This window comes from Caballeronia sp. LP006, assembly GCF_031450995.1.
Lineage (GTDB): Bacteria > Pseudomonadota > Gammaproteobacteria > Burkholderiales > Burkholderiaceae > Caballeronia.
Genome location: NZ_JARTVW010000001.1, coordinates 12,102 through 34,481, shown reverse-complemented (window position 1 = coordinate 34,481; position 22,380 = coordinate 12,102). Strand labels below are relative to the sequence as shown.

General features: G+C 56.9%; 21 protein-coding genes and 2 pseudogenes. 9 read left to right on the top strand and 14 right to left on the bottom strand.

The window, feature by feature from the left end; all coding sequences use genetic code 11:
- Positions 1 to 75 precede the first annotated feature (75 nt).
- The 3 genes from P9250_RS00170 to stbC are packed head-to-tail and all read left to right on the top strand — an operon-like array spanning position 76 to position 1,588.
- Complete coding sequence (locus P9250_RS00170; protein WP_310390607.1) at positions 76 to 486, top strand: hypothetical protein; 411 nt, start codon at positions 76 to 78, stop codon at positions 484 to 486.
- Between the two features lie 8 nt (positions 487 to 494).
- Positions 495 to 1,199 carry a StbB family protein gene (gene stbB, locus P9250_RS00165; protein WP_310390606.1) on the top strand — a complete coding sequence of 235 codons (705 nt, stop codon included), beginning with the start codon at positions 495 to 497 and terminating at the stop codon, positions 1,197 to 1,199.
- Positions 1,196 to 1,588 (top strand): plasmid stabilization protein StbC, encoded by a 393-nt coding sequence (gene stbC / locus P9250_RS00160; RefSeq protein ID WP_310390605.1) that lies wholly within the window; start codon positions 1,196 to 1,198, stop codon positions 1,586 to 1,588. Before stbB ends, stbC begins: the two co-directional genes overlap by 4 nt.
- 93 nt (positions 1,589 to 1,681) lie before the next feature.
- Here the strand turns inward: stbC and P9250_RS00155 are convergent, their stop codons facing one another.
- The 4 genes from P9250_RS00155 to P9250_RS00140 all read right to left on the bottom strand — a co-directional run bounded on the left by P9250_RS00155 (position 1,682) and on the right by P9250_RS00140 (position 4,628).
- The gene (locus P9250_RS00155) at positions 1,682 to 1,972 is read right to left on the bottom strand and encodes a TrfB-related DNA-binding protein (RefSeq protein WP_310390604.1); all 291 of its coding nucleotides are present in this window, start codon (positions 1,970 to 1,972) and stop codon (positions 1,682 to 1,684) included.
- Positions 1,973 to 2,111: 139 nt separating this feature from the next.
- Entirely contained in the window at positions 2,112 to 2,531 is a 420-nt protein-coding gene (locus tag P9250_RS00150) for a hypothetical protein (RefSeq protein WP_310390603.1), read from the bottom strand.
- Between the two features lie 64 nt (positions 2,532 to 2,595).
- Entirely contained in the window at positions 2,596 to 3,423 is an 828-nt protein-coding gene (locus P9250_RS00145) for a DUF932 domain-containing protein (RefSeq protein ID WP_310390602.1), read from the bottom strand.
- Between the two features lie 629 nt (positions 3,424 to 4,052).
- Positions 4,053 to 4,628 (bottom strand): hypothetical protein, encoded by a 576-nt coding sequence (locus P9250_RS00140; protein ID WP_310390601.1) that lies wholly within the window; start codon positions 4,626 to 4,628, stop codon positions 4,053 to 4,055.
- 86 nt (positions 4,629 to 4,714) lie between these two features.
- Here P9250_RS00140 and P9250_RS00135 point away from each other — a divergent pair.
- The 4 genes and pseudogenes from P9250_RS00135 to P9250_RS00120 all read left to right on the top strand — a co-directional run.
- Positions 4,715 to 5,611 (top strand): annotated as a pseudogene (locus P9250_RS00135) (error-prone DNA polymerase); the annotation flags it as partial.
- 119 nt (positions 5,612 to 5,730) lie between these two features.
- Complete coding sequence (locus tag P9250_RS00130; protein ID WP_310390600.1) at positions 5,731 to 6,804, top strand: hypothetical protein; 1,074 nt, start codon at positions 5,731 to 5,733, stop codon at positions 6,802 to 6,804.
- Positions 6,805 to 7,860, top strand: a complete 1,056-nt coding sequence (locus P9250_RS00125) for a hypothetical protein (RefSeq protein ID WP_310390599.1) — start codon at positions 6,805 to 6,807, stop codon at positions 7,858 to 7,860.
- A 13-nt stretch (positions 7,861 to 7,873) separates the two neighbouring features.
- Positions 7,874 to 8,575 carry a hypothetical protein gene (locus P9250_RS00120; RefSeq protein WP_310390598.1) on the top strand — a complete coding sequence of 234 codons (702 nt, stop codon included), beginning with the start codon at positions 7,874 to 7,876 and terminating at the stop codon, positions 8,573 to 8,575.
- A gap of 103 nt (positions 8,576 to 8,678) precedes the next feature.
- Here the strand turns inward: P9250_RS00120 and P9250_RS00115 are convergent, their stop codons facing one another.
- The 7 genes from P9250_RS00115 to P9250_RS00085 all read right to left on the bottom strand — a co-directional run bounded on the left by P9250_RS00115 (position 8,679) and on the right by P9250_RS00085 (position 15,237).
- Positions 8,679 to 10,055, bottom strand: coding sequence for a hypothetical protein (locus P9250_RS00115; RefSeq protein WP_310390597.1), 1,377 nt, complete (start codon positions 10,053 to 10,055; stop codon positions 8,679 to 8,681).
- 9 nt (positions 10,056 to 10,064) lie between these two features.
- Positions 10,065 to 10,937, bottom strand: a complete 873-nt coding sequence (locus P9250_RS00110) for a nucleotidyl transferase AbiEii/AbiGii toxin family protein (RefSeq protein WP_310390596.1) — start codon at positions 10,935 to 10,937, stop codon at positions 10,065 to 10,067.
- Positions 10,925 to 12,007, bottom strand: a complete 1,083-nt coding sequence (locus tag P9250_RS00105) for a type IV toxin-antitoxin system AbiEi family antitoxin (RefSeq protein WP_310390711.1) — start codon at positions 12,005 to 12,007, stop codon at positions 10,925 to 10,927. Before P9250_RS00105 ends, P9250_RS00110 begins: the two co-directional genes overlap by 13 nt.
- Before the next feature lie 152 nt (positions 12,008 to 12,159).
- Positions 12,160 to 12,375: a hypothetical protein gene (locus P9250_RS00100; RefSeq protein ID WP_310390595.1), complete on the bottom strand. Its 216-nt coding sequence runs from the start codon at positions 12,373 to 12,375 to the stop codon at positions 12,160 to 12,162.
- 224 nt (positions 12,376 to 12,599) lie between these two features.
- Entirely contained in the window at positions 12,600 to 13,352 is a 753-nt protein-coding gene (locus P9250_RS00095) for a site-specific integrase (protein ID WP_310390594.1), read from the bottom strand.
- A 288-nt stretch (positions 13,353 to 13,640) separates the two neighbouring features.
- Complete coding sequence (locus P9250_RS00090) at positions 13,641 to 14,546, bottom strand: phage integrase family protein (protein ID WP_310390593.1); 906 nt, start codon at positions 14,544 to 14,546, stop codon at positions 13,641 to 13,643.
- Positions 14,539 to 15,237, bottom strand: coding sequence for a hypothetical protein (locus P9250_RS00085; protein ID WP_310390592.1), 699 nt, complete (start codon positions 15,235 to 15,237; stop codon positions 14,539 to 14,541). The genes P9250_RS00090 and P9250_RS00085 overlap by 8 nt, the downstream gene beginning before the upstream one ends.
- Positions 15,238 to 15,637: 400 nt before the next feature.
- On the opposite strand from P9250_RS00085, the gene P9250_RS00080 reads away from it, so the two are divergent.
- Positions 15,638 to 16,030: a response regulator gene (locus P9250_RS00080; protein ID WP_310390591.1), complete on the top strand. Its 393-nt coding sequence runs from the start codon at positions 15,638 to 15,640 to the stop codon at positions 16,028 to 16,030.
- Between the two features lie 325 nt (positions 16,031 to 16,355).
- Here P9250_RS00080 and P9250_RS00075 read toward each other — a convergent pair.
- A protein-coding gene (locus P9250_RS00075) for an IS3 family transposase (protein ID WP_310390710.1) occupies positions 16,356 to 17,566 on the bottom strand; the annotation gives its coding sequence in 2 pieces (ribosomal slippage) (positions 16,356 to 17,248 and positions 17,248 to 17,566; 1,212 coding nt in all).
- A 972-nt stretch (positions 17,567 to 18,538) separates the two neighbouring features.
- On the opposite strand from P9250_RS00075, the gene P9250_RS00070 reads away from it, so the two are divergent.
- The gene (locus P9250_RS00070; protein ID WP_310390590.1) at positions 18,539 to 19,087 is read left to right on the top strand and encodes a DUF1003 domain-containing protein; all 549 of its coding nucleotides are present in this window, start codon (positions 18,539 to 18,541) and stop codon (positions 19,085 to 19,087) included.
- An 11-nt stretch (positions 19,088 to 19,098) separates the two neighbouring features.
- Here the strand turns inward: P9250_RS00070 and P9250_RS00065 are convergent.
- Positions 19,099 to 19,667 (bottom strand): annotated as a pseudogene (locus P9250_RS00065) (PDDEXK nuclease domain-containing protein); the annotation flags it as partial.
- A 734-nt stretch (positions 19,668 to 20,401) separates the two neighbouring features.
- Complete coding sequence (locus P9250_RS00060; RefSeq protein ID WP_310390589.1) at positions 20,402 to 22,132, bottom strand: CocE/NonD family hydrolase; 1,731 nt, start codon at positions 22,130 to 22,132, stop codon at positions 20,402 to 20,404.
- Between the last annotated feature and the right edge of the window lie 248 nt (positions 22,133 to 22,380).

Sequence of the window (22,380 nt, the reverse complement as noted above, 5' to 3'; positions counted from 1 at the left end):
GCTTGCGTCAAGTCGCTGTGATCATTAGAGTGACTTCAAACTCACAAGGACGCTACTCAACGGGAGGGATTGCCAATGCCGCTATCGCAACTCAAACCGAAAAGCGATTCGGCGGTCGTGCGCAACATGCTTGGCGAGATTGAAACGGCGTTAAATGTAGGTGCCTCACGTGAATCGATCTGGAAGATGCTTTGCGAAGAACAGGGACTCACACTGACGTTCGAGGGCTTCGTAAAAGCTTTGTGGCGGGCCAGAAGGTCTCAGGAACGGCCAACCTTGCGTCAATCGCAACCGGCAGAGTTGGAATCTCGCACACCGGCTCCGATAAGTCGCTCGACTGAACGATTTTTCCCGGACGAGAAAAATCAAGAGGCACCTGATAAGCCGCAAGACGCCGCAGCAAAGCGTAACCGCATTAAGACGCCGCGTGACTTTGAAAGTGTTCACAGCATGGATTTCAGTGAGTTCGACGATAAATTCAAGTGAGGTGCAAATTGAAGATTGCCGTCTTAAATTACAGCGGGAGCGTGGGAAAGACTGTCGCCGCCCATTACCTTCTCAAGCCGCGCATGCCGAATGCAGCGTTCTTTTCGGTGGAGACTATCAATCAATCCGCGAGCGATCTTGGCGCGGATCAAGTCTCCCAATTGCAGGGAAAGAAGTTTGGCGAATTGCTTGAAGCATTGGTTCTGGAAGACGACGCCATCATCGATATCGGTGCCTCGAACATCGAGCCGTTCTTTGAAGCCATGTCACGGTTTTCTGATGCCGAACAGGAGTTCGATCTGTATGTGATTCCGGTGACGCCAGATCAAAAGGCGTGGCAGGAAAGTTTAAAGACCGTCGAAGCACTTTCGAATATCGGTGTTCAACCGGCAAAAATTCGACTGTTGCCGAACAGGATTTCGTCGGAGCCGACCGGCGAAATTCCGGCCGTGTTCAATTACGTCAAGAAAACCAAGAAGGCGTGGATCGATCCGAATGCGTACCTGTTCGAGAGCGACATCTACGGCTACCTGGCAGCCAAGCGAATCGGCTTTGACCAGTTGATCGATGATGGCGTGGATTACCGGACGCTCGCCAAATCCGAGTCCGACCCGGACAAGGCCAAGGATTTCGCTCGCATGTATCGGTGGAAGAAGTTGGCCATACCGGTGCGGAACAACCTCAACGACGCCTTTTCGACGCTGGTGTCATGATGGATCGGCCGCCGTCCAAAGAGGAAGTACTGCTTGAGTGGTTCCTTGGGGATTCGAAGGAGATTGCCGCCGACCTGAAGGTAGCAGCAGCCGACGCTGAAAGCGTGCGCGATGGGATTGTCTCGGCGAAGGGCGAACTGGATGCGACGGTCCAGGCAGCGACACGAGAATTGGTGGCGGCCCACCGCGAACTGGCGCAGACCCTCCGCGATGCAAAAGCCAGCAACGCAGACGCTGCGCGATCCGTCGCCGCAACGAGTCAAGATGCGGTCTCGGTGGGCGTGCGCCGGTCAATTCCCCTGCTGGTGGTGTATTGTGGGGTGACCGCGACGATTGGGGCCACCCTCGGCGCGGCGGTCGCTATCCTGCTTGTCCGGCATCTCGTTTAGAACAGTACGGCAGTTTGGCAGCGACGCTGACAAGAAATTGATGTGGGCCGGAGCGACGCGCGTCGGGTCGTCTCGGCGCAGTGTACTTCTCGGTTAGTCTGGTTGCTTGATGCGCGCCTTCGCCTCTTCGGCCATCTGCCGAACTTGTGTGGCAAGTTCAGGTGGCAGCCACACCTCGACCTGCACCCAATTCGCCGGGTATTCTTGCGACACGGCCAGCACGGATTTAATCACTGCGCCGACGCGCTGTTTCGTCAATCCGCTTTCATTCGCGGCTTCAGTCTGCGAGATGCCATCGACCAATACGCGACGCGCAACTTCAACGTTGCCGACCGTCATGCGTTTGAGACGGGGCATGAGCGACTTAAAATCCTTCGCTGTCATGCTCTCTCCTGCCATGTTTACGCCCCCATCTGAATGCGTGAATTTGAGGCTAGATTATCTGCTTGGAGTCAATAGCGGTCAATAGAATCGAAAAGCAAGCCGCACGGCGGCTCTGCGTGCGGCGTGCTGTTCTCTTGTGTCAGTGGTGCTGGATCTTCTGCGCGATCAATGGATGAGGGAGCGTGGCGACACCGCGGAATCGCCAGTAGCGCGACCCTTTTCGGGCATAGATGAAGGTGACGTTTCCCTCGACGGGTTCGCTACCTTTGAACGATTCGACGCCATCGCCCAGTTGCCAGACGAGCGGCGGCCACGGGCCGGACATGGCTGCGTGATATTCGGCCTCGGTGATTTCCTCCGGGTGAGTCGATAACGCGCGCTCCTGCTGCTCGATGAAGGAATCCTCCTCACCGATCACCACGCCCGGATAGCGCTGCGCAAGCTGGTCGAGCGTTTCGCGTGTCCAGTTTGTGACGTAAGTGGTGGTTGGGCCGTCCGTCAGTTCCAACGCGTAATCGATCGCGGTCGGCTCGCCCGGAATAAAAAAGACCTTGCTCATGGTGTTCTCTCCATGTGTCCGAGGAACTACCGGGCGGCTGCATTCGCCCGGTAGCCTATCCGCGTTAGCCGATCATCTTGCGCATCTCATCGGCGAGAACCCACAAAGCCCGATTCAGTTTGACGTTCTGGTCGATGCCGCTGACCGCTCGGGTGGTGGTCGTGCGGCCCGTCGCACTTCGTCCGCGCAGCCCACCCTTCACCATGTTTTCTTGTACGCGGTGAAAAGTCGTCCACAGGTCCAACCCACCATCCTCCATGCGGCGGGGGCGGAGAATCTGCGTTTCCGTTACTGGCGCGGCGGCGTCTTCCGAGTCGTATTTCAATTCGAGGGCCGCGCGCGCAAAGGCGTTTTGTGCGCCGGTGTCGAGCGTCACGCCTTGCATGCCTTCGCGTTGCTCGTCTACCACCTCGAAGTTGTCGAGCACGCGAAATGCACCCTCGATCACTTCGCCAACAACGTCACCCTTATGCGGGACGCGGACCTCTCCGACATTCGTGCCGCACACCATGCCGTTGCAGCAGACGAAGCGGAACATACCGGCGAGCATCTGATAGCTGCTCGTTCCATCGTGGCTGTTCAGCAAAATGATTTCGTTCGCTTCCTTGCCGCTGATCTGGTCGGCATGGCGGAGACGAATCATGTGCTTGGTGAAATCGCGCTTGTCTTCGCTGCGCACGCGCGTCTGCGCGACCATGAAGGGCTGGAAACCTTCGCGGCGCAGGCCGTTGAGTACATCGATCGTCGGGATGTAGGTGTACCGCTTCGAGCGGCTTTCGTGCTTTTCAGCAGCGAAAATCGACGGTGCGATGCTTTGGATTTGGTCGTCCGTCAGCGGGATTTCCGAACGGAGAACGGGTGCGTTATAACCAAACTTGGATGCGAGTTGCATTTACAGTACTCCTAAATTGCGGTGTTGTGAAAAGTCCGGGAGCGGTTGCCGCCGCTTGATTCCCGGTATCGAGGCGCTGTGCTGATTAGCGTGTCGATGTATGTACGATAGGACGAAACCCGCTGAAAGTCAATATATGTAAATATAAATATCTTTTGTGTTTACCGTCTGATGTCGATGAGTTTGCTTTCAAGGTCCTGCCCCGAGGACGAGGGAGGGAGCGGATCGTTCATTTCAGACGGGCGCGTAAGCGCCTGTCTCACTTCCTCCTGCGTAAAGCACGCGAGGACGCTGGTTGCTTCTGCTCGTCGGAGTCGGTCGGTCGCGGTAAGCCCGTTCTGCTGCGCGCACCGGCGCGGTCAAGGGAACGTGGAATACCGCAGAGCGCGCAGCGGTCGAGGATATGCCGCGAAAGTCCCTTGACCGGGAAAGCCGGGGCGTGTGGCAGATTCAAGGGCGTGTGCGACTGGCCGACTCCGACGAGCAGATACGCCCGACAACCGGTGCGACACAACCAGCAAGACCCATCAACTTGCGACAGCGTGCGCAGCGCCGCCAGGCGCAAAGGTCGGTGTTTCACTTGGTGTTTTGCAAGCGCATCGATATAATGAGGCGAGTTGGATCCCGTTCTACTCCTGCGGTGTTGGACGGAAAGGCTCGAAGCGTTGCCGCGCTCCGAGCCTTATGTTTTTATCGATGACCCTGAGGACTGAACGGCCATAAGACCGCTCGTCCCTCAGTACGTCTGGGCAATCGTTATTCTTCCCTCTGATTTCTTCGCGTTCACACCCCGCTTGTTCGTTTGGTTCTGTCGGGTCGTCTTGGTCGGAATCCAGCTCGTCAGTCTCGGCAGACGCAAAGCTGTAATCTCCCGGCACCTCGCGATTGACCAGTACTTCCGGAAGCCAGCCAGTCTCGGACAACAAGCGCTCGGCCATCGATGCGGCCTCCTGCTTCTTGTTCGATGCGAGCGGTGCCGCAGCATCTGCCGATACGGCGACAGTCACGACTTCCGAGATTCGATCTTTCGAGATGTGGTTCAAGTAACTGGCTTGCGTGGCCTTCCAGTACTTCGTCATGTCGAGATTCAACACGTCGCATAGGGCGTTCACAGGATGCGCGCGATCGGTTCCGCTCACGCTGTCGAGGGTCGCGGCGACGCAATATGCGAAGAGATTCGACGTGATGTCATCGCTCTGCTGCAAGAGCCAAGGCAGAACCTCCGAGCCTCTTGTCGGCAGCATCGAAGACCATTTTGCACGCTCGGCGCCGATTTGCTGCCACGCAGCACGCGAGGAGCTGGCTGAAGTGTCATGAACCGGCCGCGTTCCTGGCCGCCGTGCTCAACTCGCAGCCGATGGGCTTTTATTCACCCCCACCGCTCGGACAAGATGCGAAGCGTCACGGCGTGAAAGTGGCATCGATCGACGTCACGATCAGCGGCTGGGATTCGGTCCTCGAGCGGAAGCCTGATGGCTCACAGCCAATCGTTCGACCCGGACTTTCATTGCTGAAGGGGATGCGTGACGGCGCCGCCGAGCGCATCGAGAACGCCCGAGCGGTGAGCGCTTTCGGGAGCGTAAGCGATCTCGCACGACGCGCTCAGCTCGATCGCCGCGATCTGCAAGTGCTGGCGGCGGCTAACGCGCTTCAATCACTGGCGGGCAACCGGCGCGAGGCGCTCTGGCAATCTGCTGCCGCTGTGCCCGACCAAGATCTTCTTTTTGATAGTCGGATCGACGACGAGACACCCGCGCTCGGTGCGCCATCGGAGGCGCAAGAGATCGTCAGCGACTACAACTCGACAGGCTTGACGCTCGGCCGGCATCCATTGCCACTCCTGCGCCCTATATTTCTCCAGCAGCGGCTTATGCCGGCATCGACGCTGCGGAGCTATCGAAATGGACGGTTGGCGCGACGATGCGGTCTTGTAGCAGTGCGGCAAAAGCCTGGAACAGCCAAGGGCGTCATGTTCGTGACACTCGAGGATGAGACCGGCAATGTGCACGTCATCATCTCGCCATCGCTATTAGAGAAGCATCGAAAAGAAGCCTTGGGCGCTTCGCTGCTCGCTGTCCACGGAACGTGGCAATGCGAGGGCGAAGTTCGACACCTTGTGGCGAAACGGCTCGTCGATATGTCTCATGTCCTGTGTGGGCTCACGACCACTAGTCGCAACTTCCATTGATGTCGCAAGATTTTCTTCCGATCTGCGAAAACAGTCACCTTTAACAGTAAATTGGGCGTTAGCCGACGCCGCTAAATGGCATAATCTTTCGCTCGATCTTGTAAGGCATCGGAGACCAAATGAGTGGTGGCGAAACAGCGCCCACAGCGGAGATGGCGAATCTAATTTCGCGAGAAATCTTCGAGTGGTTCAGGTGGAAACGCGTCGACTTGCTTGATCAGAACTTCAACTGCATGAAGGCCGTCAAGCATACGGGAAAGGAAAACGTAGCCCATACTCATCCGGTAGACGTCGTGTTCAGCTACATCGACCCGTACTTGAACCGGCGGATACTAATGAACATGGATCTGAAAAGTTATTCCGCCAGCAGTATCTCGGCTTCGCCGGTACGCTCGGCCTTAAAGTCCTTGGCGCAGACAATTGACTGTGCGCGCGCTAGTGAGGAATGGGACAAACGGTATAACTTGGACGAAGGGGACTTCGAGATCCGTGGTGCGTTGTTTGTCTATAACCACGATGCAGAATACGACAAAAGATTTTTTGACATATTCAACCCGAAGAAGGTTGGGCGAGTAGACGTAGAACGCGGAATTCGTACCGAAAATTTGCCGCTCGAGGCAAACATGCTGCTTCACGTCATTGATCCGTTGTTGATCAACTATATGACGACGATCATCTCGGACGCTAATCGCCTCCATCGGGAAGGTAGCTTTCCGGAGACGAACTATCAGTTCTACTATCCCGAGCTGCGTCGACATCGAGTGCTGCTCCGGTCCGACGAGGCACCCGCCACAATCGAGCAGATTGCTGGACCCTTTATCATCATCGCACACGATACGGTGACGAAATATGACGAAAAGAAAAAAGAGAGCGTTGAGCGCCACGGGCCAGGGTATGTGATCTACTACAACCGACCGGGCAGTAGTCATGCGGAATTCATTTATCTATTCGATTGTCTCGCGACTTATCAGATTCCCCAGGCCGGGCAAACCCTGAGGATCCGCGTTGCGCACCATCAGCCGCATGATGACATCCGTAGCCACTTCAAGCGTGCGATCGAAGCCTACTTGCACGACTGGGGCTTCGATGCCGCGAAACGGGAGATGCTAGAAGCAATAAAACTGGACGTCCTCGAAATCGAAAAAAAGACGTTTTCCAAGGTCGAACTCGGTTGGGAAAAAAAGGAAAAGTAAATGGCCATCTATAGTGCTGGTGATAAGGCAATATTTGATGCTTTGAACTTGCCGGCAGTCACCAATCAACACTTGAGAGAGCTCTTCATAAGCCGAGGCATCATCATATCGAAGAGCACCCCGCGACGCGCACTCGCCGACTATTATTCGCGTCTGGCCCATGACTATCAGGATTATCAGACGCTAGCGAAGCTATTCGGCTCGCCGGCGCGTCGCGAACGACTATCTTCCATGCGCGTCACCTCGAGCTCTGTGGATATCAGTCAATTTGAGGCGGCCGCCCACAGCCTTTGCAAAAGCATCCGCGCGGGAGGCGATCTAGCAACGGTTCGAGCAAGGGCGAACGGCAGTTTCGATATCGTGGTGAAGTACCAAGTCACGCAGTTCAATCAGACAGAGTTCCGGCAAGTAGTAGCGAAAGAAGCAACCATTACAGTTGAACCTTCAGGCGCGGCTATCGCAATTAGCGGCCCCCATAATGAACATGTGGATGAGTGGACCCGCACACTGATCGCGGATGTCGGTAAAGAGGCAGATGACACGCTCGACATCGACGAAGTCTCTCTCGAGCATATTTTGGATTCAAACAAGCGTTCTAAGTTCTTCATGGAGCTGATCAAGAGCGTGCGAGGATTCAAGTTTTATGACGTTACCGACGCGTTCGTATACAAGCCGAAGTTGAAATCCACTGACGAAGAGGACGATCAAGATCCGACAATCGATATCGGCGTGCATATCACTAAGGCGTCGCTCAAGGGTGAAGGCGTTTTGCAATCCGACGAGCTACGGATCCTATTTTCCAAAGGCTTCTACTTATGGAAAATAGTCTGGCAAGCCGTCAACGAAAGCACCTCGGAACCCGACCTATACGAATTTGAGGCGCAATTCTCTGAGCCCGAGAGTTGCACGAGATTCTCGTACCTACCGCGCGGCTTCTACAAGGTTCAGGAAGATACGAGCTTCAATAAATCTCGAACGGGCGTGGCAGAAGGCGCTGACACAAGCCTGGGACGACGCATCGAAGATGCGGCGCGCTCAGTAGTTAAGAAGCTGTGAGGCGAACAGCGACATGGCAATGGCGAAGACGAAATGGATTGAGATGCATCTCACCCTAGGCGTGCGCGCGCTTGCCGCACGCTTAGGAAAATCGACCTTCAATCTCGATAGTGGATTGGGCTTCGAAGTAATTGATGTTCGCGAAAAGCGGATTGAGGCTCGTTTTATTGAGCGCTTCGTTCAACGCGAGACGCTTGAGGATCCGTTCGGGGAGGTTAGCCAGGTCGAATCCGTACGCTACAACATCTTCCGATTTTATATGCTCGCACTCAGCGATGGTCGGTACATGATCGTGCTGATTGATGCGCCCCGCTCGGTGCGATCCTTTGTGACCCTTTTGTCCAACGTCATCGATTCGAGCATGTCCGTTGAAGCCGTGCGCTTTGATTTGCTTGCTTTGTTGAACGTGCTAGGCACAGCGCAAGAGGTCAACAATCTAGTAGTCCGAAAGGTAAAGGCTGTGGGTGCTATTTTAAGCGGCCAAGCGAGTGTCCGTCTCGAACTTCAATCCCAGGGAGATGCTAGTCATGATCTCCGATCAGCGTTTCCTAAATTTAAAGCATCGATTGAACGGGTAAGCTTTCAATTCATCTATGAGGGTGGGTCGGAGTCGGGAGAATTATCGGCGTCGGGAACGTTGGCGGTTCGTGAGTACTTGATCGAGAAGTTCGTCGCGTTGATCATCCCCGAATTAGATCTACGCGGTGAGCGTTAGAACTAAGGGCATCCGCCGTATCGCGCGAAGTGTTGGATGAGAAGTAGCTATCCACCGAGGTCAGATATCGATTGCCCTTTCGGCGATCGGTTTTTTCCGATGTTCACGACGCTCGGCTTGTGGAAACACCGTACCGTTTGAATAGTGTGTCAAAAAATGCTTTCACGTCCTCCTTGGCTGTGGGTGCCTGTAGCTCCGCTGCGCCGAAGCGAAATACTTCGTAGCCCGCGAGCTTGAGTTCGCGGTCGGCGCTGACCATCTGTGCATAGCGCTGAACGTCGGCGTTGCCCGCCGCATCCGCGTAGTGATGCTTGCCATCCACCTCGATGACCACACGAACGCCTTGTGGGAGCAGAAGGAGAAAGTCCATTCGAAAGCGCAGGAGCGCGTCCGGCCCTCGCTCCTTTACCGTGCGTGGGTCCCAGTGCAGCCACAGTTCCGGCAGGAGCGCAGGCAGGGTCGGTACCGCAGTACGGAAGCCCTCGAAGAAGGCCCTGAACAAGAGAGATTGTGGTGGAGAGTTCTGAGGTAAGCTGGTCTTGAGCCGTTCGTATGACGAACGCTTTGCATACATCGGCTCGAATATCTGCTCTTTATCGCTCCACCACTGCTGTAGGTCATTCCAGCGCAAGCCATCGTTTCCGATGGGCCGGTCGTACACGAGCACCTCGTCCGCATTCGTGACGATTTCAACATCGTTGTCCAACGCGTCTCGGAAGCGCAGGTCAGGCTTGCTAGGTGACGCGAAGATCAGGTTCTTCGGCCGACCTCTGGTCGCAGCGCGCAAAGAGACCATCGAAAAGACGGGATAGCCGCCATTCAAACCCGTCTCGCGCAACTCGGCGCCGCAGACGCAGAGCACCTCGTTGACGCACGCCACAAAGTGGCGTTGAGCTGACTCATCGGGTCTAACGTCCGCGGAAGCGAGGCCCTCCAAAAACAACCCAAAGCGCTGGTCAGAAGCATCATAGGCGCCTAATTGGTCGAACAGCGTTTCCGCAGGCCAGTCCTCTGGGTTGACATGCACATGCTGTTGAATATCCGCACGTAGTCCTTTGGGTTTTCCGCCGAAAAAATTCACCCAATCATCGGGATCTAAGATCCACAGTCGCTCCAATAGCTCGTCAAACTTGCGAGCGTCTATGTAGAGACCCTCACAATTAAGCATGCGAGCTACGTCTCGGCGATAGCGCTTCGGGATCGACGGGTACGCACCATCGCTCCAGAGAATGTCTTGAATCTGGTTGCGAGTCGTTGCATTGGGCGGATGACGCGCGATCAGCTTGCGAGCAATCGTGGGCAGGTCGGCGTCTGTTACGTTGTCAAAGCTGGATGTAATGCGCTCGCGTTTTGATCCGTCTGCAGGCGGAGCAGGCAGCCCGATCTCCTCGCAAAGCGCCGGCAGCATGGGATGGGTTCCCGTGTCCTTCAACGCCGTGACAAGAGGCTCCAACAAACTGCGAAGTTGTATGTAGTCCATCGGGCGCGATCAGACTCGCAGCGCCATTGCTCGCAACAGAGCGTCAATCTGCCCAAACGCATCTTGTTGCCACTGTTCGGGCGTGCGATCACGCAACGCACGCGTGTCTTCGACAAAACGTTTCACGCAAGTGGGGCCATGCCCCTCGAACGAGTCAAACTTCTCCGCGATGTATTGGAAGCCGCGCTTGCCGCTGGCGTGTTCCAGTAGTGGGCGGCATTCCTCTGCAAGCGCGTCGATGCCATCGGGGTAATTTCTCACGCAATAGTAGATGTCGTAGGCATCCTTCTGTTTGTATCGACCCGCCAACGCATGACCCTTCATTGCCAATAGGGCCGGGATAGAGCAGACCGCTATCTCCACCCGGTTTGTGCCGCCGTTCGGCATCGATCCCGTCACTGCAACAAGCTGATAAAACCGTATCGCCAGATCTGCACCATCTGCCCGTTGCACAGCGAAGTCGCTGATCAGGGGAGGATCGTTCTTTACAATCTCTACATCGCGAGGCATCAGGAAGTCGACTACGACATCGATCGCATCCCCGTCATCCTGAGTGGGAACCTGACGAAGCAGTTGGAAACGTCGAAGTCCCTCACGTTGGGCATATCCATGGCTTTGCAAGGCACCCACTAAGGTTGCATACTCGCCGTCGCCGAGTGCTTCCGCGTCTAGCCCAACATCTACATCAAGCGTACCGACGTGAGGCATGTCTTCGTTCGCAAGGAGCAGCCAGGGGACCGCGCCACCAATAATGGCGAACTTGCCCTTGAAACTGCCCAGAATCTGGCCCATCTCGATTAGCACTGACTTTACTGCTGCCGTCGTGCGGTCGTCATATTCGGCGGCCGACTGTGGTTCGCGGGCTGGCGTTATTTTGGCCATTTCAGCCTTTCTTGGCGAAGATGCTCGGCCGCCTCCACACCGCGTTCGCCCGCAACGGAGAGGTCGAGATAGGTTTGAATCGGGCTTGTGCAGATCGCGCCGGGCGCGGGTTCTATCGTGTCGATCAGCAACCCCTCATCCTTCGGTACGAGAACTGAGACATTCTCACCTTTGGCGGCAGAGGTAAGCTTCAAGGCGTCTCGAAGCTTGTTTAGCCCATCTTTGTCCGCGATGAAGTACTGAGTACCGGTGCGGCCGTATGGTGCGATCCAATGTGCAGCGGAGAAGGAGGCGAACGCCGCCAGCCCAGGACCATCGTTCGCTCGCAGAACATTGCGAGCAGCGTTTTCGAATGCACCTCCATGCAACGGGGTGTAAAACGGAAGTCTCTCACCCTGAGGTGCTGTGTAACTGTTCCGCCACGCATCCAAGAGAGCGTCTTGCTTCGTAAGAATGAGGCCATCGTCCGAAGCACTGGCCCATTCTCGATTAATCAATCCGTTTCGGACGTTACTGACGTGTCCAAGACTTACTCCAGATGCTTCGGATAATTCGGTTACTTTCCATGCGCGGTCAGGCTCGCGTAGCATAGCCCGAAGCACTTGTGCAGATTTCGGTTTGAACAGTGATTTGAGCTCGCGTTGCTCGGTGACCGGCTTCTCATTCATCATACGTTCGATGAACACGCCATCGAAGGCAATGCGTGCGTTCCCCTCGAGATCAAGATAGCTGACCTCGTTCGCTTCACACATTTCTCGCACGGCAGGTGAGACGTACGGCGCGATGAAGATCGGCGTTGCCTCGGTTGCACGGTGCGCGATGTAATTCCGAAGTTCAGCCACTGCGGAGCGCGCATACCGCGGTTGTCCATTGGACTTCACTTCGCAAATGAGTAGATGCTCGTGGCCGCCGACGACAACCCAAGCAACCAAATCCGGCGTCCAGTCGGAGGATGGTTGATCGCCCTGGATATTCTTTACCCGGAGGATGGGGATTTTTTCAAGCACAGTCCTCAGGGCCGCGCTGGCCTGACTTTCGATTTCTTTCATTAAATTTGCCCTTTTCAACATTTGATGAAAGTAGCAGATTTTGTGAAATTCACCAAGCGATTTCACTGTTTTCACGTCTTTCAGCGAATGCCGAAAGCGGTTTAAACACTGAAATCGAAACCATGCATGCAGTCGAATACTACCGTTGTGAAGCGGCAGGGCCGATGAAGTAGTTAACGAGAAAACCGCCCCGTCGCGATCTTCCACGCCTTAACGTCGTCGTCTTCGATCCAGCTTGCGGCGAGCTCGCACGCCGCGCGTGCCGCCGCGGAGACCACGTCGCCGTCCTTGATCGTTACTTCGACGCTGCTATTGCTATCCTCGGCAGCCAGATCCCCTTCACGGGGAAGTGTGTAGGAGATGCCCGTTTCAACCAGCAGCTTGATCAAATCTTCTCTCGAGTTCAACGGAATTGATCGAGGTTCACGGCAACCACGCGATCCACATCGGAGAATGCGGCCAGGCCCGCGCGCAGATTTAACTCTTTATCAGTCACTGTTCTTTTCCTGTACGCCAGCGCAGACGAGCGCCGACAATCGCTGCGCACTGTATCAAAACACCGCGCCAAATGGGTGCAGAAGTTGAAGTCGATGAGCCCCAAAACGAATCACGCTCAGGTCGCGGCCTTGCGCGCGGCGACGCTCGCGTAATAGCGCGCCACTTCCTCGAGGACGCGCTGCTTTTCGGCTTGGACGTAGATGGTCGTGGTCTGCAGCGAAGCATGACCTAGCACTTTCTGCACGACATCGACGGGCACCTCATCTGCGACGGATTGTGTGCCGAACGTGTGCCTGAACGCATGCGCGTTGGCCTGCCCGAGCCGCATCCGGTCATCGAGATCGAGTGACACCATCGTCTCGACCAGTTGGTTTAACATGCGACCGATCAGCCGGTTCAGACCGTCCGCTGTATATCCAGCCTCATTCAACTGCGTCGGTCCGATTCCTTTCCCGGACCGATGTCGTAGCTTGGAAGCTTCAGTCCACGGAATGATGACCGGCGCAATCAAGGGGCCGGTTGGGGCACCATTTGAGTCGCGGCCGTCGAACAGTTTCCCTCGGTCCGCCCAATGCGCACGAAGGGCATCAAGTGTCGCCGTGCTGACCGGCACGGTTCGTTCTTGTTGCCGCTTGCCGACAATCGTCAATTCCCAAACCGGACGATCGACGGTTCTATATAACGACGATCGCAAGTTTTGACGAAGGGCGATGGCGACTTCCTCGCGACGCAGACCCGAGTCGCCCATCAACAGCATCGCGGCGCGGGCCGCGCGCCATTGCATCGCGCTGGCCTCCGCCGAGCGCACATCGAGCTCGTTGCGCAGCTTTCGCCACAACGCCGCCGGCAACGCGCGCTCGATCTTCATCGCACTCACCCGTTTGACTACCACCAGATCATTGACCGCCTTCCACGGGTTACCGGCGAGATAGCGGACATCGACCCATCAGGTGAACGCCGCACGCAATGCACGCACCGCATACCGTTGAGACTCGGCAGACAACGACGCCGATCCATCGGCGCCGGCGGCGAACGGCCGCCACCGTGGTGAGTGCCGCACGAACCGCTCCCCCACAAAACGCAGATCGGGATTTTTCAGAAAATCCTTGTAGGCCTCGCAATCGTCGACCTTCAGATCGCTCAGCGCCTTGCCGCGCTACACCACCGCCCACAACAGGAAACGCTCGAGTTCCTTGGTGTACGCACGTAGGGTTTTCGGCTGATCGCGGTGGCGATTCAGATACGCACGCACCGCATCGAGGTCATGATTCGCCTGGATGTAGCATAACGCGCTCGAGCGGTTTTCGCCGTCAGCGCCGGACAATGCATGCGGCACCGACAGGCGTTCGAGCGGCGCGAGCCTCAGACGCGGTAACGATCCGAGCGGTCCGCGATCGGCGTAATACTCGGGGACCACTTCAACAAGTTCGTCCGCCACCAATGGCACACCATCGCGCTCTTCCGAATCGACGTCGATCTCGACGGTCAGCTGAAGCTTCGCCTGGTGTTTGCGTAACCAGCTCACGATCGCACGCGCGCGCCCGCGCCCGATGCGCGGAATCGAGCGCCACCAGCTCGGTCCCCGCCAGTTGCAGAACGCGACCAGTTCGCCGAGTGTGGCGATGCCCTCCCCTTCCAGTCGGCGCGCGATGCGCGGACGCAGCCACGCACCGATCGGGTGATCCGCGTGCGGGGCGGCCGCTGCGAGTTGCGCGGCTTCGGTCACCATGCGGAAGGTCACGGCGGTGAGCAACGGGCGACCATGCTGTTTGATCGACGCGCGCAGGTGCGTGGCGAGCGCCGACGAGGCGTGCGCGAGCGCGAGCTGGACCAGCGAATCGAGCATCGCGTTCAGGTGCCGCTCCATCGCCGCCGGGGTCGTCGCATGCGCGTCTTCATCCGGGTCGTAGTAGGTACGCGCAATGATCGCCGGCGCAATGCGCTGCACGAACGCGCGCAGCGCAGTGAAATCCTTGGTCGTGAAGCCTCGCTCGATGGCAACAGAGCCGACCGGGGCGACCGGCGAGCCGGACATTTTCGACGTCGACTTGCGTTCAGCCACGACCGCCCTCCTCGCTTGCTGAGTTGTTACCTTCGTCGTCGTCACCGTCGTTGTGGCCACCTTTCTTGCGGTGATGCTCGTCGGCGCCGCGACCCTGGTCCTCGACATCGCTCACCGGCGGCACAAGATCCGCCTCCGGCGGCCGCACGCGTACGCCGAGCCCAGCGAGCACCGCATGTGTCTGGGCGAGAAACACCTCGGGCCAGGTCGCACAGAGAAACTCGAACGCTACGCGCGCGTCGCGCACCGCTTCTGCGAGTCGCGCGTTTTCTGCCGCGTAGGCGGTGACATCGAAGTCAGTGACCGGGCGTGCGCCATACATCACGCGCTGCACGGACTTAACGGCGCCATAGTCGGCGATGAAGTCGATTACCGGAACAAAGCGGGCGTCTCTATATAGAGCTGTCCCGTAGGTCTCGGCGAGCGTGATAACCACCGCCAGTTCCATGCGCGTGGGGTTGATCGGCAGTGACGGCACGGCGTCGCCATGCGCCGTGAGCCACGCCGCGGCCGCGGTTCGCTTCAGCGTGATCGACGCGTCGATCTTCAGCACGACACGCGCGACCTCGGGCGTGGGGGCTTCATCGGGCCAAAGATCATTTTGATCGCGCGGATCGCCCGACCGTCGCGGCCATCCGCCTTCGCTGAAATCGCCCGGATCACCGAAATCACCCGCAAAGTCTTGTGCCACGGGGCTGGGCCCTCTCACGCAATTTGAATAGGGGCAATTTTACCTCTGAAACGCTATCCCGATAATATACAATTATCAAGCTTGATAATTCGATCGTTATAATCTATTCGGCTCACTGAAAGTCACGACAACGGTAGGATCGCGCAGAACCCACAGAACACAAGGCTGATCAACCGTGTCTCGAGCGACGCGATTATTTAATGTACGGCATGAAATGAAAAACTCCAAAGGCGGCGCCTGGATCGCACTACTTGCTCACGGCACGACGACTTGCAATGCTTCTTCGTAATCAGCCGTATAACGCCACCTAGCTGTCGAAGCAGATCGTCACATTTCTGGGCCATTCGGTACAGGGCTTGCTCGAACCCCTATCGAGTCTAACCACGAAGTCGGCCTTGCTATGTCACAACTCACATCCTCACGTACCCGGCCGGTCACGGTATTACTTATTGACGACGATCCAGACATCGTGCAAATCTGGGCACTCGTGCTTTCGTTTGAAGGGATGGTAGTCATCACGGCTCAAAACGGTAGTGATGGGTTAGCGAAAGCCCTGCAAGGAGGAGCCGACGTCATTGTCTGCGACTACATGATGCCTGGCATGGACGGACTAGCAGTATGCCGTGCGTTGCGGTCCGACGAACGAACCCATGGCCTGCCGATGATTCTTTGCTCAGCCGCAAGGGGCATTCAAGCCGAAAGCTTAGCCAACGTTGTTTTAGAAAAACCCCTTTCAGTTGAAACGTTAGTCGAGCATATCCGATCGCTTTCGCGCCGTCCGTCGAGTCATTAAAATTTTCATCGAGGTTCGACGCGCTGCAGAAAGCAACGCGCGCTCGAGCATATGTCTGTCTCTAATTGCCGCCATTAATCAGGGTTATGCAAGGCCTATGCCCTAATTAGAGGGCCGATCTCTGCCGTGCTCCTCGAATTGCGCCGCAACGATCCCAGTAAGCTTCATGCAAGAGGCGACTTCGCCCGTGGTCGGCTTGACTGGATTGCAACTGGACAACGATGATGACACCCTTCACATCCAATTCTTGGCCGAGCCCCAAGAGGCGAGTTGAGAACATTTCGCTGAACTATGTGGATTTGCCCCCGTAGTTCCGGACACCATCTCACACCAAGGTTGATGAATCGGCTTTACGTCGGAACTCGCGCGGCGAGCGGTATTTCAGCGCGCTATGCGGGTGTTTGTCGTTGTAGTGTTCGAATGCGACGGCCAGATTGCGCACGGCGGTCGCCGCGTCCGGCTTCGGCATGAACGCAACGTAATCGCGCTTCATCGTCTTGACGAAGCTTTCTGCCATGCCATTGCTCTGCGGGCTGCATACGGGCGTGGTCAACGGCTTGAGACCAATATCTGAAGCGAACGCGCGGGTCTTTTCGGCAATGTAACCCGAACCGTTGTCGCTGAGCCATTCGATTTGCTCGGGCGTTTTGCGAACGTTCCCGAAACGATGTTCGACAGCCGCCAGCATGACATCGCGCACAACGTCGCCGCTATGACCGCCTGTCGTCGCTGCCCAGCTGATCGCTTCGCGGTCACAGCAATCGAGTGCGAACGTCACGCGCAGCGGCGCGCCGTTGTCGCAACGAAACTCGAAGCCGTCAGAGCACCATCGCTGATTGCTTCTGGGCACCGCCACCGTACCTTCATGCCGACGCTCGATGCTCGGCCTCGCAGGCCTCCTGTGAAGCAACAAATCGTGCTGGCGCATCACGCGATAAACACGTTTCGCATTCACTGGAACCTCACACCGCAATTCCCGCTCGCTTCGCAGCAGGCCCCAGACGCGTCGATAGCCGTAGCTGGGCAAGTCAGCAACGAGCAAACGGATTTCGTCGACAATGCCAGCATCATCCGTTTTGCGTGCGCGCCGGCTATCCTGCCAGTCAGCAGTCCGGGCGAGCTTTACCGACACATTTGAGCGCGCTACACCGAGAACGTCACAGACCTGCTTCACTGGCCGTCCCCCGGTAATGAGGGTGAGCGCGCAATCCATTTTCGCGACTTCATCACCTCCACGGCTTCCCGGAAAATCTCGTTCTCCATGGTCTTCTTGCCCAGCAGGCGCTGGAGCTCCTTGATCTGCTTCAGCGCGTCGCTCAACTCGGACGCCGGCACAACTTCTTCTCCAGCGCTCACTGCCGACAGGCTGCCGTCCTGATGCAGCTTGCGCCACTGAAACAGCTGATTCGGATTGATGCCGTGCAGCCGAGCCACCATCGAAACTGTCTTGCCGGGCTCGAACGTCTCCCGAACCATCGCCAGCTTCTCATCAGCCGACCAGCGCCGTCGGCGCTCAGGTCCCGTCAACACTTCCATTACTTCGTTCTTGTTGTTAGTCATATACACAGTCTTATGCCTACCCGCTATTGTAAGTGGGAGACTGTGTCCGGTCTTTCACGGGGCTGTTCCACTATGACCGTTTGGCCGCCGATCCGGTCCTGAAACGGCAGCAGGAGTTTGAGGAACGGATGCATGTCTACGACGTTCTGATCGTCATCGGGCTTGTGACGGCCGCAATGGGCTTGCCGACGGTGTTTTTTATGTTGTACTTTTTGAAAGCGTAAGAGGCATTCATTCTCCGACGGCATGCTTTCTTCTTGTCGAACATGGACGGTGCGAGGTTGCGATCCCTCGTGCAGTCAAAACGCGGGAAGGGGTGCCGAAAAAAAGGGCCCGCCACCGAGGGCGAGCCAAACTACTGAGAGACAGCAGCCGAGGCGCTGCATCCTCCCATCAACGGCACCAACATTGCAAACTTGAGCGGCTCGTTTTCACAAGTCTCAACGGGTCGGCTTCAACCTGAACGAGACGCCGATAAACAACCGCGTCGTCGACAACTCGTCTTGCAAAGGTTGAACAGATTTCGTTGCGGAGTAGCCGCGCATGCAGTCAGGCGAAGTTCGAAGGTTCATTGCGTTGACGCCCGCGATGACGGCGCCCCACGACAAGCATGGTAGTGCATCGCCTGTTGTACGCATTTTCGTGATTGCCTCCTGATGTTGCAACTTGTCTAAGCCTAGGAGGATCGCAAGCGTCCTGCCGTACTTTAGAACGGCGGGCATTCGGAATGCGGTAGACCAAGTAACAGAGGCAGCCAAGAGCAACCGAAGCTTTCGACCTGCCTTCGCGAGAGCAATCGCGATCTCGCATCGCCGATGAACGGCCGCATGTAGCTCATGGGCGTTCTTCAGTGTCGATGCCAGGGAGGCGGTGTCCCGTCCTTCGCGTCATGTGTGAAGGTAAAAGTTTTCCTTCGACATGGCCACATCCATGGAGAATGTAGCTTTCATGACAACCGATCCCCGGGCCGACGACAGCACCGTCACGAGCATTTCTGAAGCGATCCACGAAAATCTGGAGAAGGTGTCACAGTTTGCTCAGCGCGAGGATGCGAAGCGCACCGTGCTACAAAGAATGATTGAGCGAGTTAGCTTGTTCTTTGGTGAACCACGATTTTTACTGACTTTTCTATGTGCAAGCGTGGCATGGATTATCACCGACATCTTTTTGCATCACCTGGGCTATCGCTACTTCGACGAACCGCCGTTTTCTCTATTGCAAGGCGTTATTACTTTCATAGGCGTCCTAGTCACAATGGCGGTGCTCATTCGGCAAAATCGCTTAGCGCGTGTCGAGGAAGATCGCGCCCATCTCGAACTCCAGATTAACCTGCTGGCCGAGCAGAAAACCACCAAAATCATCATGTTGCTTGAGGAGCTTCGACGCGATCTTCCCCACGTACCTGACCGGCATGACCAACATGCGGAAACTCTGCAGGCGGCGACCAACCCAGATGCCGTTCTCGAAGCAATTGAGCAACGGAAGGAGCAACGCTAATAACGACGCTTTCACCGGTCGAGTACCGCGTCCCATCGCAATAAAGGTTCAATCGAGCAGACCCGACATGCCTTGGTCGAAACGTATCGCAAGATCAAGCCCACAGGGGTTTTAGCCCGGCTTGACCCAATGTTCCCGCGCGGAAACCAGATAAAGATGCATCTGTTCCGCATCGGTGTAATTGAAGCGGCCAACTTCAGGGTCGATGACGACAAGGCATCAGGCGCCGGTAAAAGAAGACGAGGTCGACGCGAAACCAAGTGTCGTCGATTTGGAGTCGCCGCTGCCTTCCCACGGGGGCGAAATCGTCGCTGAGCTCGAGTAGAAAGTTAATAAGTCGTTGGATCAGCGCCGCCTTCTGATCCGACTCATAACATTCGTCCTTCAGATCAAGGAGCTCCAGCACGAACGGGTCGCGGATCGCTTCTCCTGGCGTGAGCGTTTCGCTTGGTTCTATGGCGTTGGGTTTGATCAGGAGCGGAACTTTGCGCGACAGGGCAAGCCGCTCTTAGAGTTGGGTATTAATCTGCCGATCGAGCTGCCGCACTAACCAGCCTTTGCGCAGCGCGTCAGTCTCGTAGGCGAAATATTCGAGAAGTGCCGCTTGCATGACAGGCCTCTTCACGATCTGGCCCGTTTCGGGGTCGACTCAGTGAAGCGGCATTACGCTTTTTGCGGTGTCCACACGCACGATCGTATGCGTGACACAAATGTCGACCCTGTCTCATCGGTACGGAGTCGTGCACCTCGAATCCTTGGCGCGGATAGCGCGACCGGCTTGACCGCTTGGGACTTGCTGAAATGAGCGATGTTTGGGTGAAAGCTAAACAGCACCCTTGACGTCAGGCCACATAAGGTCACAATTCGATGGAATCTTAAGATGTAGCGCGGGCCACAAACCGTCACCTTTCTGGGCCCCGCTGAAGCGTGGACCATACGAACCAAAGCTCTCCCACGATGGGGCGAGGCTAAAACCGGCGTTGATTGACGGGATTGCCGGGAAGCGCGTTCTTCTTGCGGCTACTGTCCGGCCGTCAGGACCGCCAATATTCACTTGAATTTGTCGGATTCAGCCAAGTCTGAACCGCCGCACAGACGAAGCGTGGACAGCAAATATACTGAAATATTTAACTTAATCCGAGGGTTAACTTAGCGCTAGACTTCCTTGTTTCAGCTCGCTCAAGGTTCAAAATTTCTGGCGTCGCTTCCAACGTCAGAAATAGTATGACGGTCCGCTCACGACGCTCAACGGCCCTTCGGGTTGCGGCAGCAACATGCGCGGCGAACGGACGGACTGATCGTTATCCAGGAGATTCAACCGCGCAAACGAGCGGCATCGCACTTCGCCGTCGTCGCGCTGACGAGCCTCATTCCGATCAGCAGTCGAGCGTCGAATGCCCCGCCCGCGTGAAGGACGCATACCGCCTTCGGGCTGGGTTCGTAGAAAGAAGGAAACTGGCCACGAAGCGGATCGCGCGGAAAATGCCATTTGCCTCGTATGTCGAGGCGAAGCACATCGCCTTTCAGAAAGCGCGTCGCATGCGGCTGCAACGCGACCTCGACTGGAATGATCTCGCCTGCACGCAGCGGCTCGGCGAAACGATGCGTATGAACCGGCTGTACAGAGGTGGAAAGCCGTTCATCGAGTTCACGATGCGCGGCGCGTTGCCATCCTTTGGAGACCATGTCGCCTGAAAAGCCGAATGAGCCTTCGAACTGCATCTGCACGCCATCGCGAAACTTGCGCACGCCCGCAAAAACGAAAACGTCGTCGGCGCCCAGCACTTCAAGATGCAAACGCAGCGCCATAGGTCCGATCACGTCGATATCGTCCGGCACTGTCCAGACGAACTGCGCTGCCCCTCGTCGCGTGTCGAACGATACGGATGTCGCCTGAGCCCGCGGCGCTTCTTCGATCAGCGTTCCGCAGCCGGGATCGAGTGAAAGCGTACGCCACTGGAGATCGCCGGGCGGCCAGTTATGCTCACCGACAACGGCGACCGGTTCCGGCCCGTTATCGTGGATCGCCAGACGAACTGCGGGCTCGCTGTCCCACCCGTTGTCGATGCCCTTGAGCGTGTGATCGAAGAAACGCAGCCGCGCCGCGGAAGCCTCCTTGCCATAGAAAGCGCACCACTTGCCGTCACGATGCGTGTAGAGCGATTTGAGAGCCGAGCCGCCGCGCCGGAAAACCTCGAACGAGCCTTGCGTGTGCAGCGAGTGGTCCGAGAAGCTGCCGCATACCAGGATCGGAACCTCGATGCGCTCAAGGTCAGGAACCGTGGATTCGTACCATTCGTCCCGTTCTGGACGATTGACGATCTCTTCCCGAAATCGGGTGCTAGTCGCGACTCCGCCTCGTTTGAGCCCCTTGTCCCAGACGATCGTGAAGCCGTCCTCGCGAATGCCGCCGGGACGTGCAAAGTCGCGATACAGATCGCTAAACCCCTCCCACGGACAAATGGCCGCAAGATGCGGCGGGCGCAGCGCTGCCACTTTGTATTCGCTGATCGCGAGGTAAGACACGCCGTTGAGCGCCACGCGCCCGGAACACCACGCTTGCGTGCCGGCCCACTCAATCACGTCGTAATAGTCGCGGGCTTCCTGATCGGAGAACAGTTCGCCGATACCTTCGGCGGTGCCTCCGCCGCGCAGGTCGACGTTCACCACCGCGTATCCTTGCGGCACCCAGAAGCCGGGATCTGGCGCTTCCCAGCTCGTCCACTCGGAGATCGCAATAGAATGGGGCTGCGGAAAGAGTCGATATTGCAGGTCGACGGCCCGGCCGCTTCGACTATGCGCGGCAATCATGTCCTTGCCGTACGGATGAGCCGACATGATCACCGGCGCAGGATCGCCGCTCGACGGGCGAAACACATTGACGCGCAGCGTCGTTCCGTCACGAACCTTTACCGGAACATCCCAATCCGCGTGAATACCGCTGGGTATCGCGTATAAGTGAACCTGAGGGCGAAAAGCGTTCCTTATCCGACGATACGCCAAGGTCAGCGGTCCAATACTCTGTCGTGCCGTATGCGCAGTCATCTTGCTCGCCGTTGCTTTGGTGTTAGAGCATTGTAATAGTCGAAAACGATCGAACATCGAGAACTAACGCCGAACATGAATGGCGGCCTCGTACTGCCCGCACGAAATGCCGCGCTTGTCGCTGCCATGCTCGCAGTCCATCGGCAAGCGCTGCGGCACGAGCAGTGGCTCACCGCTCAGAGTCCGCCTACGCGGCCACAAGCCTCACTTCACCGCACGCTCGGGAAGCTTCTCCAGCAGCGGCCCCA

Excerpts from the sequence above, each read along its gene's own strand:
- P9250_RS00130 (WP_310390600.1), top strand. The coding sequence starts at position 5,731 with ATGAGTGGTGGCGAAACAGCGCCCACAGCGGAGATGGCGAATCTAATT.
- P9250_RS00115 (WP_310390597.1), bottom strand. The coding sequence starts at position 10,055 with ATGGACTACATACAACTTCGCAGTTTGTTGGAGCCTCTTGTCACGGCG.
- P9250_RS00105 (WP_310390711.1), bottom strand. The coding sequence starts at position 12,007 with ATGTTGAAAAGGGCAAATTTAATGAAAGAAATCGAAAGTCAGGCCAGC.
- stbC (WP_310390605.1), top strand. The coding sequence starts at position 1,196 with ATGATGGATCGGCCGCCGTCCAAAGAGGAAGTACTGCTTGAGTGGTTC.
- P9250_RS00145 (WP_310390602.1), bottom strand. The coding sequence starts at position 3,423 with ATGCAACTCGCATCCAAGTTTGGTTATAACGCACCCGTTCTCCGTTCG.
- P9250_RS00155 (WP_310390604.1), bottom strand. The coding sequence starts at position 1,972 with ATGACAGCGAAGGATTTTAAGTCGCTCATGCCCCGTCTCAAACGCATG.
- P9250_RS00125 (WP_310390599.1), top strand. The coding sequence starts at position 6,805 with ATGGCCATCTATAGTGCTGGTGATAAGGCAATATTTGATGCTTTGAAC.
- P9250_RS00060 (WP_310390589.1), bottom strand. The coding sequence starts at position 22,132 with ATGACTGCGCATACGGCACGACAGAGTATTGGACCGCTGACCTTGGCG.
- P9250_RS00120 (WP_310390598.1), top strand. The coding sequence starts at position 7,874 with ATGGCAATGGCGAAGACGAAATGGATTGAGATGCATCTCACCCTAGGC.
- P9250_RS00080 (WP_310390591.1), top strand. The coding sequence starts at position 15,638 with ATGTCACAACTCACATCCTCACGTACCCGGCCGGTCACGGTATTACTT.
- P9250_RS00070 (WP_310390590.1), top strand. The coding sequence starts at position 18,539 with ATGACAACCGATCCCCGGGCCGACGACAGCACCGTCACGAGCATTTCT.
- P9250_RS00095 (WP_310390594.1), bottom strand. The coding sequence starts at position 13,352 with ATGAAGATCGAGCGCGCGTTGCCGGCGGCGTTGTGGCGAAAGCTGCGC.
- P9250_RS00110 (WP_310390596.1), bottom strand. The coding sequence starts at position 10,937 with ATGGCCAAAATAACGCCAGCCCGCGAACCACAGTCGGCCGCCGAATAT.
- P9250_RS00170 (WP_310390607.1), top strand. The coding sequence starts at position 76 with ATGCCGCTATCGCAACTCAAACCGAAAAGCGATTCGGCGGTCGTGCGC.
- P9250_RS00150 (WP_310390603.1), bottom strand. The coding sequence starts at position 2,531 with ATGAGCAAGGTCTTTTTTATTCCGGGCGAGCCGACCGCGATCGATTAC.